At 46.6% G+C, this 15943-nt stretch carries 16 protein-coding genes; 8 read left to right on the plus strand and 8 right to left on the minus strand.

Translation table 11 applies throughout. The features are described 5' to 3' along the window. Positions 1-8: 8 nt before the first annotated feature. The gene (locus tag LNN34_RS19815) at positions 9-944 is read right to left on the minus strand and encodes a 1,4-dihydroxy-2-naphthoate polyprenyltransferase (protein ID WP_044159973.1); all 936 of its coding nucleotides are present in this window, start codon (positions 942-944) and stop codon (positions 9-11) included. Positions 945-1389: 445 nt separating this feature from the next. Between LNN34_RS19815 and LNN34_RS19820 the strand changes: the two genes are divergently transcribed. The 7 genes from LNN34_RS19820 to LNN34_RS19850 all read left to right on the plus strand — a co-directional run bounded on the left by LNN34_RS19820 (position 1390) and on the right by LNN34_RS19850 (position 7759). Beyond that, entirely contained in the window at positions 1390-1539 is a 150-nt protein-coding gene (locus tag LNN34_RS19820; RefSeq protein ID WP_010332387.1) for a teichoic acid D-Ala incorporation-associated protein DltX, read from the plus strand. Positions 1540-1556: 17 nt separating this feature from the next. Continuing rightward, a complete protein-coding gene (dltA, locus tag LNN34_RS19825; protein ID WP_069486740.1) occupies positions 1557-3065 on the plus strand; it encodes a D-alanine--poly(phosphoribitol) ligase subunit DltA in 1509 nt (502 codons plus the stop codon). Continuing rightward, a complete protein-coding gene (dltB, locus tag LNN34_RS19830; protein WP_024123328.1) occupies positions 3062-4249 on the plus strand; it encodes a D-alanyl-lipoteichoic acid biosynthesis protein DltB in 1188 nt (395 codons plus the stop codon). The genes dltA and dltB overlap by 4 nt, the downstream gene beginning before the upstream one ends. A 16-nt stretch (positions 4250-4265) precedes the next feature. After that, a complete protein-coding gene (gene dltC / locus LNN34_RS19835) occupies positions 4266-4502 on the plus strand; it encodes a D-alanine--poly(phosphoribitol) ligase subunit DltC (RefSeq protein ID WP_044159978.1) in 237 nt (78 codons plus the stop codon). Beyond that, positions 4502-5680 (plus strand): D-alanyl-lipoteichoic acid biosynthesis protein DltD, encoded by a 1179-nt coding sequence (dltD, locus tag LNN34_RS19840; RefSeq protein ID WP_069486739.1) that lies wholly within the window; start codon positions 4502-4504, stop codon positions 5678-5680. Before dltC ends, dltD begins: the two co-directional genes overlap by 1 nt. 88 nt (positions 5681-5768) lie before the next feature. After that, the gene (locus LNN34_RS19845) at positions 5769-6527 is read left to right on the plus strand and encodes an SDR family oxidoreductase (RefSeq protein ID WP_044159981.1); all 759 of its coding nucleotides are present in this window, start codon (positions 5769-5771) and stop codon (positions 6525-6527) included. 140 nt (positions 6528-6667) lie between these two features. Continuing rightward, positions 6668-7759: a branched-chain amino acid aminotransferase gene (locus tag LNN34_RS19850; protein ID WP_059335213.1), complete on the plus strand. Its 1092-nt coding sequence runs from the start codon at positions 6668-6670 to the stop codon at positions 7757-7759. A gap of 32 nt (positions 7760-7791) precedes the next feature. On the opposite strand, the gene licH is transcribed toward LNN34_RS19850, so the two are convergent. The 7 genes from licH to LNN34_RS19885 all read right to left on the minus strand — a co-directional run bounded on the left by licH (position 7792) and on the right by LNN34_RS19885 (position 14145). Beyond that, positions 7792-9120 carry a 6-phospho-beta-glucosidase LicH gene (licH, locus tag LNN34_RS19855; protein WP_217827401.1) on the minus strand — a complete coding sequence of 443 codons (1329 nt, stop codon included), beginning with the start codon at positions 9118-9120 and terminating at the stop codon, positions 7792-7794. Then, entirely contained in the window at positions 9117-9449 is a 333-nt protein-coding gene (gene licA / locus LNN34_RS19860; protein ID WP_044159987.1) for a PTS lichenan transporter subunit IIA, read from the minus strand. Before licA ends, licH begins: the two co-directional genes overlap by 4 nt. A gap of 17 nt (positions 9450-9466) precedes the next feature. Further along, complete coding sequence (gene licC, locus LNN34_RS19865) at positions 9467-10825, minus strand: PTS lichenan transporter subunit IIC (RefSeq protein ID WP_059353307.1); 1359 nt, start codon at positions 10823-10825, stop codon at positions 9467-9469. A gap of 15 nt (positions 10826-10840) precedes the next feature. Continuing rightward, on the minus strand, positions 10841-11149 hold the full coding sequence (licB, locus tag LNN34_RS19870) for a PTS lichenan transporter subunit IIB (protein WP_010332396.1): 309 nt from the start codon (positions 11147-11149) through the stop codon (positions 10841-10843). Positions 11150-11282: 133 nt separating this feature from the next. Then, positions 11283-13202, minus strand: a complete 1920-nt coding sequence (gene licR, locus LNN34_RS19875; protein ID WP_069486736.1) for a transcriptional regulator LicR — start codon at positions 13200-13202, stop codon at positions 11283-11285. 165 nt (positions 13203-13367) lie between these two features. Further along, positions 13368-13526, minus strand: coding sequence for a hypothetical protein (locus LNN34_RS19880; RefSeq protein WP_063623095.1), 159 nt, complete (start codon positions 13524-13526; stop codon positions 13368-13370). Positions 13527-13554: 28 nt separating this feature from the next. After that, a complete protein-coding gene (locus tag LNN34_RS19885) occupies positions 13555-14145 on the minus strand; it encodes a DNA-3-methyladenine glycosylase (protein ID WP_229044308.1) in 591 nt (196 codons plus the stop codon). Between the two features lie 127 nt (positions 14146-14272). Here LNN34_RS19885 and katX point away from each other — a divergent pair, with 127 nt between their 5' ends. Then, positions 14273-15916 (plus strand): catalase KatX, encoded by a 1644-nt coding sequence (gene katX / locus LNN34_RS19890; protein ID WP_059292243.1) that lies wholly within the window; start codon positions 14273-14275, stop codon positions 15914-15916. The last annotated feature ends 27 nt before the right edge of the window (positions 15917-15943 follow it).

Below are 15943 nucleotides of genomic sequence, written 5' to 3' on the forward strand. Positions count from 1 at the left end.
CTTCTTTCTTACCGGAAATAGCTGATCAATAATCCAATTGACAGCAGGAATCCGAAAAATGTATTGGTTTGCGCTGTGGATTTCATCGCCACAATCATATTCATCGGCAGTTCTTTTTTGACGAAGCCTTTCACCGCCTGAACCGGCTTAGGCACGCTCAAAAAGACGACAAACAGCCATGGGCTTGCAGCTCCGGTAATAACCAAGCCGACAACCCAAATATAAGCGACAGCAAACGATGCAGCCAGCAGAGTGACGGCTCCTTTATGCCCCATCAGGATCGCCAATGTTTTGCGTCCGCCTTTTTTATCCTCTTCGATATCACGAATATTGTTCGACAGGTTGATCGCGCCGACAAGAATCGCAATCGGAATCGAAATCAAAATGCTTTGCATATTGATCTTATCTGTCTGAATAAAAAATGAAATCAGCACAAACACCGAACCCATGCAAATGCCTGAGAATAACTCGCCGAACGGTGTATATGCAATCGGCAGAGGCCCGCCTGTATACAGGTAGCCTATCGCCATTCCGACGAGGCCGATGGCAGCCAGCCACCAGCTGCTGCTCATGCAAATATAAACACCGAGTAAAATGGCAATGCCGTATGAAGCAAGAGCTAATTGCAGAATCGTTTTGGGCTTCATACCATGTCTGACAATTGCGCCGCCGATTCCGACAGATTCAGCTGTATCTAACCCGCGTTTAAAATCGTAGTATTCATTGAATAAGTTCGTCGCGATCTGGATCCATAAGCAAGAAAACAGCATAGCCAGAAACAGCAGCAAATCAACCTTCACATAAAACATCGCCAAAACGGTTCCGAGAAGCACAGGAACAAACGACGCCGTTAATGTATGCGGACGCGTTAATTGCCACAGGATCTGCCCCATACTTTCTTTTTCCGGCGCTGTCTGACCCTCACCCTTATTTGTTTGGTTCATCTTCCTCTTCCTTTCTATTAAAAGGCTTACTTTTTTTCAGCCGGCCACTTGATGAAACTTGCGTTTTGCTTCCTTATCTATCATAATGACTTCTCCACCATTTCACAAGATACCTTAAGCGGGCGTTTTCCTTCTTATTATACGCTTTCTGCCCTGATTTCATTAGAGTTCTGCCTGCGCCTTTATAAACAGGAGCGGAAAATTTTTTTTAAATCATTTACGCTTTTTAAAAGTTAAAAAGTTCTCTTCATAACATTTATTCTTTCCTTTATAATGAATCAGTCAGAGAAACTTCATTCATCCTCTTTCAAAGATAAAAATTCACTTCTGAAGGCAGAAGCCGATATATAAATTTGAGGGATATTAGGGAAAATATGAAACTTTTTGCGCATCCGCTCGTCATATACTCATGTAATTGTCGAAAAAACGGGAAGGGAATTTGAATATGCTGCAATTGATGAAACAGCTGTATGAAAAACCCGCTGTCAAGTGGACATGTCATACAGGCTTTTATTTGTTGATACTGCTTGTTTTGTTTTTTATGTATGGTTTTCACACCGCGAATACCGGTTCTTATATTTATAACGATTTCTAATTGGAGAGAGAATAACAATGAAACTTTTAGATGCTATTCAAACACATGCGGAAAATTATCCGCAAACCGAAGCCTTCCGCTCTCAAGGCCAGTCGCTCACATATCAGGAACTTTGGGCGCTGTCTGACCGTGCGGCTGCCGCGATCAAAAAACGCGTTTCTGGAGAAAAGGGTTCTCCTGTTCTGGTGTACGGACATATGGAACCGCACATGATTGTCTCCTTTTTAGGAAGCGTCAAGGCGGGACATCCTTATATCCCGGTTGACTTGTCCATTCCGTCCGAGCGGATTGCGAAAATCATTGAAAGCTCGGGCGCCGAATTGCTGATTCACGTATCTGGTCTTCCTGTTGATATTGACAGCGGGCTGATTCAGACAGTTTCAGCGGAAGAACTGCTGGAAAACGAAGGCACTGTCAGCCGTGATCAATGGGTGGCGGGACACGAAACGTTTTATATCATTTACACTTCCGGAAGCACGGGCAATCCGAAAGGCGTGCAGATTTCTGCCGCAAACCTTCAAAGCTTCACAGACTGGATTTGCGCGGACTTCCCGATCAACGGAGGCAAAACGTTTTTAAATCAAGCGCCGTTTTCATTTGATTTATCCGTCATGGATCTTTATCCGTGCCTTCAGTCAGGCGGTACTTTACACTGCGTGACAAAGGACGCCGTGAATAAGCCGAAGATCTTATTCGAAGAGCTCAAAAAGTCCGGGCTGAATATATGGACATCGACGCCATCCTTTGTGCAAATGTGCCTGATGGATCCTGGATTTTCACAAGATCTGCTTCCTGAGGCGGACACATTTATGTTTTGCGGTGAGGTTCTCCCGGTTTCTGTAGCCGAAGCGCTGCTTGAGCGTTTCCCGAAAGCGAGAATCTTTAATACGTACGGTCCGACTGAGGCGACAGTCGCTGTTACGTCCGTTGAAATTACAAGTGACATCATCAGCCGGCACGAATCTCTGCCAGTCGGCTTCGCCAAACCGGATATGAACATTTTGATTATGGATGAACAGGGGAACCAGCTCCCGGATGGAGAAAAAGGCGAAATCGTCATTGCAGGCCCGAGTGTAAGCCGCGGCTATCTCGGTGAGCCTGAGCTGACAGATAAAGCGTTCTTCTCTTATGAAGGCCAATGGGCATACCGAACTGGGGATGCTGGTTATATACAAGATGGTCAGATTTTCTGCCAAGGCCGCTTGGATTTCCAGATTAAACTTCACGGGTACCGAATGGAGCTGGAGGAAATTGAGTTTCATGTGAGACAGTCTCAGTACGTGCGCTCAGCTGTTGTGATTCCGTATCAGCCAAACGGAACTGTCGAATATCTGATAGCTGCAATTGTGCCTGAGGAGCACGAATTCCAGAAGGAGTTCCACCTGACGAGTGCGATTAAAAAAGAGCTTGCCGCTTTCCTGCCGGCTTATATGATTCCGAGAAAGTTCATTTATCAGGATCACATTCAAATGACGGCTAACGGCAAAATTGACCGGAAACGCATCCGCGAAGAGGTTCTTGTATGACGCCTTACAGCTCGTTTTTATTCTTTATATTGCTTGGCATTCTTCTTCTGCCGACCATCATTCTCGGCTTGAACGGAAAAAGATTTCAGGCATACAACATGTTTATATCCATTCTTATATTGGCTCTGATTTTCTCGCACGACTTACACGGCGTCATCGCCCTGTGTCTGTTTACCATATGGCAGGTGCTCCTGATCAGCGGCTACCTGGCGTACCGGCAGAAAGCGAACAGCGGCTTTGTCTTTTGCTCGGCTGTTATCGCGTCTATTCTGCCTTTATTCTTGTCAAAAATATGGCCGTTTCTTTCTCATCCGCAGCCGCATCATACGCCTCATAACCTGATCAGCTTTTTAGGGATTTCGTATTTAACCTTTAAAGGCGTTCAGCTGATTATGGAAGCGAGAGACGGGCTGCTGAAGGAACAGCTTCCGCTTCACCGTCTGCTGTATTTCATCCTGTTTTTCCCGACGATTTCTTCCGGTCCGATTGACAGGTACCGCAGATTCGTCAAGGATGAGCAGAAGGCATGGACAAAAGAGGAATATGCCGATCTGCTGTATACGGGGATTCACAAGATTTTCATTGGATTCCTTTACAAGTTCATTATCGGCTATGCGATCAATACGTATTTCATCATGAACCTTCCGGCGATCACGCACAATAAGATTCTCGGGAATCTGCTATATATGTACGGCTACAGCATGTATTTATTCTTTGATTTTGCCGGCTACACGATGTTTGCCGTCGGGGTCAGCTATATTATGGGGATTAAATCGCCGGAAAACTTTAATAAACCGTTTATCAGCAAAAATATTAAAGATTTCTGGAACCGCTGGCATATGTCTCTGTCATTTTGGTTCAGAGACTATGTATTTATGAGATTTGTATTTTGGATGACAAAGAAAAAGTGGATCAAAAACCGTATGGCCGTCTCAAACATCGGGTATTTCCTGCTGTTTATGCTGATGGGGGTTTGGCACGGCCTTGCGCCGCAATATATCATCTACGGCCTCTATCACGCCGTCCTGATGACGTGTTACAACTTTTTCGAGAAGTGGAATAAGAAATATAAATGGCTCCCGTCCAACCGCTGGACAACGATTCTCGCTATTGTGATCACGTTCCATTTTGTTTGCTTTGGGTTTTATATTTTCTCAGGAAAGCTATTTCATCACCATCATTAAAGGAGATTAGAAAACTATGGATTTTAAACAAGAGGTATTAGACGTTTTAGCAGAGGTTTGCCAGGATGACATCGTAAAGGAAAACCCTGATATTGACATTTTTGAAGAAGGTTTGCTTGATTCTTTTGGAACAGTAGAATTGCTGCTTGCGATTGAAAACCGTTTTGATATTCTGGTGCCGATCACTGAATTCGACCGGGATGTATGGAATACGCCTAATCACATTGTAAACCAGCTGTCTGAGTTGAAATAATGAAAAAGCGTTTTTTCGGTCCAATTATTTTGGCGTTTATTCTATTCGCAGGCGCCATCGCAGTTCCATCTTCATGGCTGACAGGCTTCATCACCGATAAGCGGGTGAAAGAATCAGCAACAGCCTTGAATCCGAGTATGTTTCAAGGGCTATATTTACAAAATCAAATGCTCAAAGATCCGACATATCTTCCGATTTACGGGTCTTCTGAGCTTTCCCGGCTGGACGAGTTCCACCCATCCAATTATTTCAAAGTAAACAATGAGGGATTTACGCCTTACCTTGTCGGCAAAGGCGGGTCCCAGTCATTGATACATTCCTTAAACTTCGCTGCCCATATGGATCAGCTGAAGGGCAAAAAAATGGTTTTCATCGTTTCTCCGCAGTGGTTTATTAAGCGCGGGTCTGATGAACAGCATTTTGCGCCGAACTATTCCGCGCTTCAAGGGCTGGATTTGGCTTTTAACGAGCAGATCGACCCTGACGTCAAAAAGAAAATGATGAAGCGTATGCTGCGCTTCAAAGCTGTTCAAAACGATGCTGTACTTTCCGAGCTTTATAAGGCGATAGTGAATGGCCAGACATGGAAAGTGAACGCGCTGAAGCCGGCGGCAAAAGTATATTACAAGATGCTAGAAAAGAAAGACCTTTATTATTCAACGACGGAAACCACGGGACCAAAGCGTTATATCTCACAATCCGTGAAGGATAAGTCATGGTCTGAATTAAATAAGCTGGCCGATGAATCAGGCAAACGCCACTCCGGGTCTAACGATTTTCACATCGACAATCCTGTTTATAAAAAGCTGAAGCCGAAAGTGCCTAAGCTGAAAGGAAAAAACAAAGGCAGATCGTATGCGAAGTCACCGGAATACGGCGATTTTGAGCTGATGCTTAATATCCTGAAAGACGCGGGCGCAGAGCCTATGTTTGTCACCATCCCTGTTAACGGAAAATGGTATGACTACACAGGCTTCCCGAAAAAAGGGCGCACTGACTATTATGAAAAGGTCAATAAACAGATTAAAGCGAAGGGCTTCCAAGTCGCTGATTTTTCAGGTCATGAATATGACCCTTATTTTATGAAAGATACCATCCACATCGGCTGGAAAGGCTGGGTATATGTGGATAAGGCAATTGATGAATTCTATAAAACCGGAAAGGTTACTTCATCGTGAGCAGCTATTAGGACGCGGCTGCATATTTCCTGCTAAGATTTGAAATAGTAAAGGAATCACAGCCAGCTTGATAAGAGGTGTTACATCAATGAAGATAACAGACAATACGGTTTTGATCACAGGCGGTTCAGCAGGCATCGGGCTTGAACTGGCAAAACGGCTGCTTGAGCTCGGGAATGAAGTGATCATTTGCGGACGCAGCGAAACGCGTCTTGCTGAAGCGAAAAAACAGCTCCCAGCCCTCCATACAAAACAATGCGATGTCGCAGACCGCACGGAGCGTGAGGCATTGTTTGAATGGGCCCAGAAGGAATTTCCAAAGCTGAACGTTCTCGTTAACAATGCGGGCATTCAAAAAGAAATCGACTTTAAAAAAGGGACTGAGGAGCTCTTTGTGGACGGGGATGAAATTGAGCTGAATTTTCAAGCGCCTGTCCATTTATCAGCTCTTTTTACGCCTCACTTGATGAATCAGCCGGAAGCGGCAATTGTTCAGGTAACATCCGGGCTCGCGTTTAACCCGTTAGCTGTTTATCCGGTGTACTGTGCAACAAAAGCGGCGCTCCACTCCTTCTCACTCACGCTCAGACACCAGCTTCGCGATACAAGCGTTGAAGTGATCGAGATGGCGCCGCCTATGGTTGACACGGGATTAAATCAAAAATCACGTGATAAGCAAGGTCTGGCGTACCGCGGCATGACACCTGAAGAATATGTCCAATATTTCTTAGACGGCTTAAAAGAAGGCAAACAAGAGATTACAAATGAACGTGTCGAAGGTTTGCGGAATGCGGTCCGTGCCGATTACGACAGAGTATTTGAACAAATGAATGCGCAGGAGAATTAATTTCTCCTGCTTTTTCTTATAAATTTTTTACAAATTTGAGCAAACCTATTGCGATTATTTGGTGAAGGTATACAATAGAATATAAAATATTTTCAAATAAGTTTGATAATATAAACAATTTAACAACAGGGAGATTGACCATGACTAAACAAACGATTCGAGTTGAATTAACATCAGCCAAAAAACCGAAACCAGATCCAAATCAGCTTTCTTTCGGAAGAGTGTTTACAGACCACATGTTTGTAATGGACTACGCATCTGATAAAGGCTGGTACGATCCGAGAATCATTCCTTATCAAGCCGTTTCAATGGACCCGGCCGCAATGGTCTATCACTATGGCCAAACGGTGTTTGAAGGCTTAAAGGCTTACGTCACAGAGGATGACCATGTTCTGCTTTTCAGACCGGAAAAAAATATGGAGCGCCTGAATAAATCAAATGACCGCATCTGTATTCCGCAAATTGATGAAGAACAGGTTCTTGAGGGTTTAAAACAGCTGATCGCTATTGATAAAGACTGGATTCCAAATGCGGAGGGCACGTCCCTTTACATCCGTCCATTCATTATCGCAACCGAACCTTTCCTTGGTGTCGCGGCATCTCATACGTATAAGCTCTTTATCATCCTTTCTCCGGTCGGCTCATATTACAAAGAAGGCATTAAGCCTGTCAAAATTGCTGTGGAAAGTGAATTTGTCCGTGCGGTAAGAGGCGGAACGGGAGATGCGAAAACCGCAGGAAACTACGCTTCAAGCTTAAAAGCACAGCAGGTAGCAGAAGAGAAAGGATTTTCTCAGGTTCTCTGGCTGGACGGCATTGAGAAAAAATACATCGAAGAAGTCGGCAGCATGAACATCTTCTTTAAAATCAACGGTGAAATTGTGACACCGATGCTGAACGGCAGCATTCTGGAAGGCATCACGCGCAATTCCGTCATTACTTTGCTTAAGCATTGGGGGCTTCCGGTATCAGAACGAAGAATTGCCGTTGATGAAGTCATCCAAGCCCATAAAGACGGCGTTCTTGAAGAAGCCTTCGGAACGGGTACAGCGGCTGTTATTTCTCCTGTCGGCGAACTGATCTGGAATGACGAAACACTGATGATCAACAACGGTGAAACGGGAGAAATCTCTAAAAAGCTGTATGACACGATCACAGGCATTCAAAAGGGTACAGTTCCTGATGAATTTGGATGGACGACTGAAGTCGCAACGCTCACTGAAAGCAAATAAACAAAAAACCGGCCCAAAACGGGCCGTTTTTTTTATGCTTCAATTTTGTTAAAGAACTGCGGCAGATGTGCTTTGTGCGCCTCCAGCATTTCGTCTAAGATCTGTTTGGCCACTGTGTCGGATGGTACGAGAGGGTTAATCGTCATGGCAAGCAGCGCTGTTTGGTAGTCGCCTGTGACAGCCGCTTCCGCCGCGACACGCTCAAATGATTTGATTTGCTGGACGAGACCGCGGACAGATACTGGCAGATCGCCTACGGCGATTGGCTTAGGGCCATTTTTCGTCATCACGCAGTTTACTTCAACAGCGGAATCATCTGGAATGCTTGCAATCGCACCGTTATTGACCGTGTTCACCGGCTGAATGTCGTGTTTATCATTGTAAATGGAGCTGATGAGGTTGCACGCTGCATCGCTGTAGTAAGCCCCTCCGCGTTTTTCAAGCTGCGGCGGCTTGATCGCCAAATTTGGATCTTTATAAAGCTCGAACAGCTCTTGCTCTACCTTTTGCACCACTTCAGCACGGGTGCCTTCCGTTTGTGATGCTTCAAGCTCGTACTCGAACATTTCTTTTGTTTTGAAATAGTAGCGGTGGTAGCCGCAAGGGATCATATCGAGTGCTTTTAAAAATTCTGGCTCCCACTCAGCGCCGGAGATGTTTTTCATTGTCATTGCGTTTTTCGGGTCACCCATCGCTTCAATGACTTTATCCTTCACGCTGGCACCGTCTAAGAAGACGTCCATTCCGAACACCATATGATTCAATCCGGCAAATTGAACCTCTACCCGGTCGACATCTACATCGAGCGCTTTCGCTACGCCCATTTTGATGCCGATCGGGACATTGCAGAGACCGACGACTTTCTTCAGGTTGGAGTAGCGAAGCAAGGCCTCCGTCACCATACCTGCCGGATTTGTGAAATTGACGAGCCATGCGTTCGGACAAAGCTCCTCGATGTCCTTCGCAATCTCTAGGATGACCGGAATGGTGCGCAATCCTTTAAAGAGTCCTCCCGGGCCGTTTGTTTCCTGGCCGATGACGCCATATTTTAATGGAATGCGCTCATCCTTGGCTCTCGCCTGCAGCAGTCCGACCCGGAATTGAGTCGTCACAAAGTCTGCATCTTTCAGCGCTTCCCTCCTGTCCAAAGTGAGGTGAATGTCGATTGGGACACCGGCTTTTTCAACCATCCGCTTGGCGAGCGTGCCGACAATGTTCAATTTTTCCTCGCCTTCAGGAATATCAACGAGCCATAATTCACGTACAGGCAGCTCTTTGTACCGTTTGATTAAACCTTCCACAAGCTCCGGTGTATAGCTTGAACCTCCGCCAATCGTTACAATTTTCAATCCTTTTGTCATATGCTTGCTCCCCCTTGCACGGTGATTTTTTCATATAGCTCAATGAATTCAGCCGCCAAATCCTTGACTGTCATGGCATTCATTAAATGATCCTGTGCGTGGACCATCAGCAGTGTCATTTCTGTTTTTTCTCCGCCCGCTTCACTTTGGATCAGCTCTGTCTGATAATGATGGGCTTTTGATATTTCATCCGCAGCTTCTTGAAGCTTACTCCGCGCCTCTTCGCTGTCGCCGTTTTTCGCGGCGGCGATCGCTTCCATCGCGGAGCTCCTTCCGTTTCCTCCGTGAAGAATGATTTGAAAAATAATTTGCTCCATTTTCTCATTCACACCACTCACTCCTTTCTTTACAAAGCCGCCTCTTTGTCGTCTGAAACAGCAGGCGTTTGAACGAGTTCTAATTCGTTTTCTTCCTTCAGCTTCTGTTTATCCCACATTCTGAAGAACGGGTAGTAGACAACAAAGGAAACGGCGATATTAATGGCTTGCATGACCGCGCCTGATATTTTGCCTCCTGTCGCTAAGTAGCCTGAAAAGATCGGCGGCATGGTCCACGGGACTGCGATACCCGCAGGTTTGGCGACAAGTCCGGTGCTCATTCCGATGTATGTGAGTGTCAGTGTGATAAGCGGCGTGACGATAAACGGAATCAAGAGCATCGGGTTCATGACGATCGGCATTCCAAAAATGATCGGTTCGTTAATATTGAAGACCGCCGGGCCGACCGCAAGCTTTCCGAGCTGCTTCATTTGTTTGCTTCGGGCGCGAAGGAACATCGTGACAACCAGTGCAAGAGTGGCACCGCTTCCGCCGATATTGACCCAGATATCGAAAAATTGCTGGGTGAAAATCTTAGGCAGCTCCTCACCGGCTTGGAACGCGATCCGGTTGACATCCATGGCGCCGTACCAAATCGGTGCCATGACGCCGCCGACAATGTTAGCGCCATGAAGACCGCAGGCCCATAAAAGCATTTTGACGGCTTCTGCGATAAGGCTGCCCCCGAGGCTTCCGCCAAGAATGGAGAGCGGCGTCCCCAGTAAAACGCTTACAATATTATGAAGGCTTTCAAACGGTGTCGCTTCAACAATCAGTCGTGCTGCCCAAATCAGGAAGATGACGGCAAAGCCGGGGATTAAAGCGACAAATGACTTGCTGACCGCCGGCGGAACACCATCCGGCATTTTAAAAACCATATTGCGCTGGATAATGAGACGGTAAATCTCTGTTGACACCATCGCGATAATCATGGCGACAAACAGGCCTTTACTTCCCATCAGCGAAAGCGGAATACCGCCGCTGACCATCATCTCTTTCGTCGAGCCATCCGGCGTAAACGGCACTTGATACGGTGTCGCTAAGAGGAAAGCCGCAAGGGAGATGGCACCGGCTGACAAGGCATCGACCCCATATTTCTCCGCCAGCCTGTAGGCGATGCCGAATGCGGCGACAAGCCCCATAATTTCAAAGGTGGCGTCAACCGGGTAAGCGAGTTTCTCAGACCAGGCGCTGCCGAACGTTTTTGCCATAAAATCGGCATATCCGGGAATTGGGAGGTTGCCGATGATGAGGAAAAAGGAGCCGATGATAATAAGCGGCATTGTTAAAATGATACCGTCACGGAGCGCCTGCAAATGACGCTGCCCCGCAATTCTTCCCGCTATAGGCATGACCTTCTCTTCTAACAACTGATTGACTTTATTCACATAGCCCGCCCCTCTCTATGACGCGTTTCCAAGCTGTTCAGCCGATTTCAGCACTTCCGCTCCGTTGCACGTCCCATAATGGACTGTGTTAATGACGTCTACCGGAACACCCTTTGATTCTCCTAGTTTTTTCAGCTGAGGAAGCAGGTAACGGACTTGCGGGCCGAGGAGCAATACATCCGCTTTATCGATATGATTTTGTACAGAATCACCTGATACTGCCCAAATGGTATAGTCTTTCCCTTGTTCCTGCGCACTTTTTTCCATCTTGCTGACGAGTAAGCTTGTTGACATGCCTGCTGCACAAACGAGTAATATATTCATGTAATAGACCCCCTAAGAGTTTGATAGAATTTGTATGTCCTGCTGTTGATAACATCATATTATGAAATCGCTTTCATAAACACTCAAGGTTTTTCCGCAGGAAACGGAAAAAAGGTATATCCAGGCTGTCAGTTTATCGTTTTTTGTCAAACACATCGGAGAGTTCTTGGTACGTGCGGCTTTTTAACAGCTGGCTTACCGCTGCCGGATCATCCAAAATGCTGCCGAGCAGTTTATACATGCTTTGCAAATCCGCTTTGTTTTCCTTTTCGACACAAAGCAGGCAAACAAATTGAACCCGTTTATTCTCCCAGTCTATCGGCTTTTTGAGCGTACAGACGGCCCAAAATGTCGTTTGCGTCTGCGGGACGAGCGGGTGCGGAATGGCCACGAGGTTGCCGAAGCACGTTGGCGACATCTCTTCTCTATCAAATACAGAATCTATGAGCTCCTTATTCGCATAGCCGCCGTCCACTGCTTTCTGACCTAAAAATTGAATCACTTCTTCTTTCGAACGCAGATCCTTCTGGAAAAAAACGAGATCCTTTTTGAGATAGCTGACAGCTTTTTCTTGCTCATCATTGAGAATGGATTCTATTTTTGTAAAATCGGTTCCGCCTAAGATGGTGTTTACCTTCAGTACAGGCACAGGGAGTTCTTTTTTGATCGGAATGGTGCTGACGACAAAATCAATCGATTCATAAGACAACTGGTCAAGACTGTAATATTCAGCCGTGCCGAGAATATCGATCCGTTTGCCGAAGTGGGAGCGAAGTTTTTCCCTCAGAAGCTGGGCGCTTCCCGCACCTGATGCACAAACGATGATGCAGCGCTTCGGCGGGCTTTCTGTTTTCTTCCGTTCAATTGCGGCGCCGAAGTGCAGCGCTAAATAACCGACTTCATTTTCATGAATATCGATGCCCGTTTTTTCTCTTATGACGATTCCGGCGATGATTCCGGCCTCAAAGGCGAGAGGATAATTTTCTTTGATCGCTGCCAGCATTGGATTTCTCAGATTCATGCCATACCGGTTGCGGGTGACAGCGGGTTTTACATGCAGTGCTAAGCCAATTTTCAGCTCTTGATCATGCAGGATGCCGAGCTTTAATTCTCGGTCGACCGCTTCGATCATGGCGGCAGTCAGCCGATCTGTTTCTTCATCGATTGAAAATTCGACTTCTCCGCACTGCGGCTGTGTCATTCGTTTCGTGCCGAGAAGATGCATGGCGATATAAGCCGTTTCATTTTCCGGAAACGTGACGCTAAGGGCTGATTCCAGTTCTTTCACAATGGCTTCAGCAGCCTGGTATTCTTTTTGATGCAAAATGTGATCCATATCTTCCGGGAAAAGAGAAACATAGTGTTCCGTTCTGATCCGCTTACAGGCGATGGCGATATGAATGATGAGGTTATTCAATCCAAGGTTAGACAGAGGAATCCGGTCATTTTTAATCTTTCTCATAATCACAGAATGGATGATCTCGACTTCTTCCTTTGGCAAAATATCAGCCTTTTCATTCAGAACATCAATCTCTGTTTCTCTTTCATCAACAATATACTCCGCCATACAGTACCTCATCTGCACCTCGTCTCCGCGCAGCTTGAAGCCGTAATTCGGGCGTGTTTCCATGACAATGCGGTAAGGAAGCAGTCGTTTCTTCACTTCCTTTAAATCGGTTTGGAGTGTAGATTTTGAGATAAAAAGTTCTTCGGCCAGCTCATCCAGCTTGAGATAATGCTCCGCCAGCAGCAGCCGTTTCATGAGATATGTAATCCTCTCCTCGGGAAATACCGGCAGCCCCTTTTTCTGCTGAAACGCGTCTTGCAGCAGCGTTCTAAAGGTCTGCTCGTCATGAATGCGCAGCTTGTATCCCGAGCCTCTTACCGATTGAACCAAGGCGCCATGGCCGCTTATCACATCTTGGAGTTCCTTTATATCATTGCGGACCGTCCGCGTCGTCACATGTAAATGTGCGGCAAATACCGAGCTTGTCACCGGAACTTCAGCCGCCATCAATAAGCGCAGAATTTCACGAAGTCGCCCATGCAGCATGAGAAAAACCTCCTATCAAGATAGATGCAGGAATAACATAAGTAGGCAGAAAGGATGTGGTGAAGGGAAAGCGAAATGTATATAAATTCTATAATGGGGAGAAATGCAAGTCAATGAACATCGGGAGGACAGGAGGAAAACAGACCCATAAAAAAACAGCCGGGATCAGCCGGCTGTTCGGGATGCGGACATGTTCTTTTGTTTAGACGCCTTGCGGTCCTTCATGATTTTTCGAACAACCGGGTAAATGACCGGCGCCCATTTGATAACGGTTTTGATCATTTTTTTCAAAGCTCCGATTCTCCCTTCTTTTTTCTCAATCATTCCCCTGATTCCCCTTTGTGTAAACATACTAACGCGACACGTACCTGTTTCCCGTCACCCAGAAACGCCACGGATAATCGCGCGCCTCTCCGCTGTTGTCGATGCCGATGCGCGGGCCGGTTGACATGGCTTCCGATGTGTACCCGCTTTCAATGTAAAGCGGCTGTTCCGTGATCCAGCGTCCGTAGTCATTCATCGTGACGCCAAGCGCTTTCGTTAACTTTCCGGGACCATTTGTCCATTCTCTCGGACGCCGGCCAGGCCTTCTTTCCTCCATTAACAGCTGGCCTTCATGAGGCTCAATCGCCCTGATTAATACCGCTTGCGGAACATCCTCTTCTGCGGCAACGACGTTCAGCAATGTATGGGTGTGCATCACATACGTATACACACGGCCAGCTTCAGCAAACATAATCTCAGTCCGCTTCGTCCGGCGGTTGTTAAAGCTGTGGGCTGCTCTGTCCCCGGCTCCCATATAGGCCTCTGTTTCCACAATAAAACCTGAAGCTGTCCCTTCATCCGTTTCCTTTACCAAAAGACAGCCGAGAAGAGAAGGAGCCAGTTCTAGGGCCGTTTTTTGATAGAACTCGATGGGCAGCGGATTTTTTTTTCTGGTCACGAATGTCGTACTCTCCTTTTTTCGTTTTGGTAATTGTACCATTCCCGAAGCAGCTAAAAAAAAACTTCAGTTTTAAAATTCTTCCATTAAGGGCATATTGTTACCGTTCAAAAAGGAGGCTCAACCAATGAAAGATGATCATCAAAAAGAGTATCACGGCACAAATGTCGAAGGCAGTGAGGATGCGCTTTCTCATAAGACATCCGGGAAAAACGAGTCAGAGGATACCTTGACGAACAGACAGGGGCATCCCGTCACCGACAACCAGAATGTGAGGACGGTCGGGAACAGAGGGCCGACAACGCTGGAAAATTACGATTTTCTCGAAAAAATCAGCCACTTTGACAGGGAACGCATCCCCGAACGTGTTGTGCATGCCAGGGGTGCAGGCGCACATGGGTATTTCGAAGCCTATGGCAGTTTTGGAAACGAGCCGATTTCGAAGTACACACGAGCGAAGCTTTTCCAGGAAAAAGGAAAGAAAACGCCGGCATTTGTCCGTTTTTCCACGGTGAATCACGGAAAACATTCACCTGAAACCTTACGGGACCCGCGCGGCTTTGCCGTTAAGCTTTATACCGAAGACGGAAACTGGGATTTGGTCGGGAACAACCTGAAAATCTTTTTTATTCGCGATCCGCTGAAATTCCCGGATCTTGTACACGCGTTTCAGCCTGATCCGGTGACCAATATCCAAGATGGTGAACGTATTTTCGACTTCATTTCTCAATCTCCTGAAGCGACACATATGATCACATTCTTGTTTTCGCCTTGGGGCATTCCCGCCAACTACCGGCAGATGCAGGGTTCAGGCGTTCATGCCTACAAATGGGTGAATGAGGAAGGCAAGGCCGTTCTTGTGAAATACCATTTTGAACCGAAACAGGGCATCCGCAACCTGACACAGAAGGAAGCAGAAGAGATTCAGGGGAAAAACTTCAACCACGCGACACAGGATTTGTATGAAGCGATTGAAAACGGCGATTATCCGGAGTGGGAGGTGTATGCCCAAATCATGAGTGATGACGAGCATCCGGAGCTCGACTTTGATCCGCTTGATCCGACTAAGCTGTGGTATAAAGAGGACTTCCCGTGGAAGCCGATCGGCAAATTAGTGTTAAACAAAAACCCTGAGAATTACCATTCTGAAGTAGAACAGGCTTCATTCGGTACAGGAGTCCTTGTCGACGGGCTTGATTTTTCTGATGACAAATTGCTTCAAGGACGGACGTTTTCCTATTCCGATACGCAGCGGTACAGAGTTGGCGCAAACTACCTGCAGCTGCCAATCAACTCACCGAAAAAGCACGTCGCGACCAACCAGCAAGGGGGGCAAATGCAATACCGCGTGGATATCGGCGAAGGTCAAAATCCGCATGTCAACTATGAACCGTCAATTATGGGGGGGCTGAAGGAAGCGAAGCAAAATGGTAAAGACCACACCCCGCATGTCGAAGGTAACCTGAAGCGGGAAGCGATCGACAGAACGAACAATTTCGGACAAGCCGGTGAAACGTACCGGAGATTTACTGAGTTTGAACGTACTGAACTCATCACAAATCTGGTCAATACGCTTTCAACCTGCAGAAAAGAAATTCAGGAGCAAATGATTGAGAATTTCACAAAAGCCGATCCGGACTACGGAAAACGCGTTGCGGAAGGGCTGAAAAAGGCTTCAGAAAATAACAGCAACGGACCGATCGGCACGACAGAAACGGCTCAAGCCGCCGAGCAGGCTGAACAGGAAAGCCATCCGTCTGATCCGTATTAACACCAAGAACAGGACTTTTTGAAGTCC

Origin of the sequence: Bacillus sp. AF23 (assembly GCF_020861455.1) — a bacterium.
Classification (GTDB): domain Bacteria; phylum Bacillota; class Bacilli; order Bacillales; family Bacillaceae; genus Bacillus; species Bacillus halotolerans.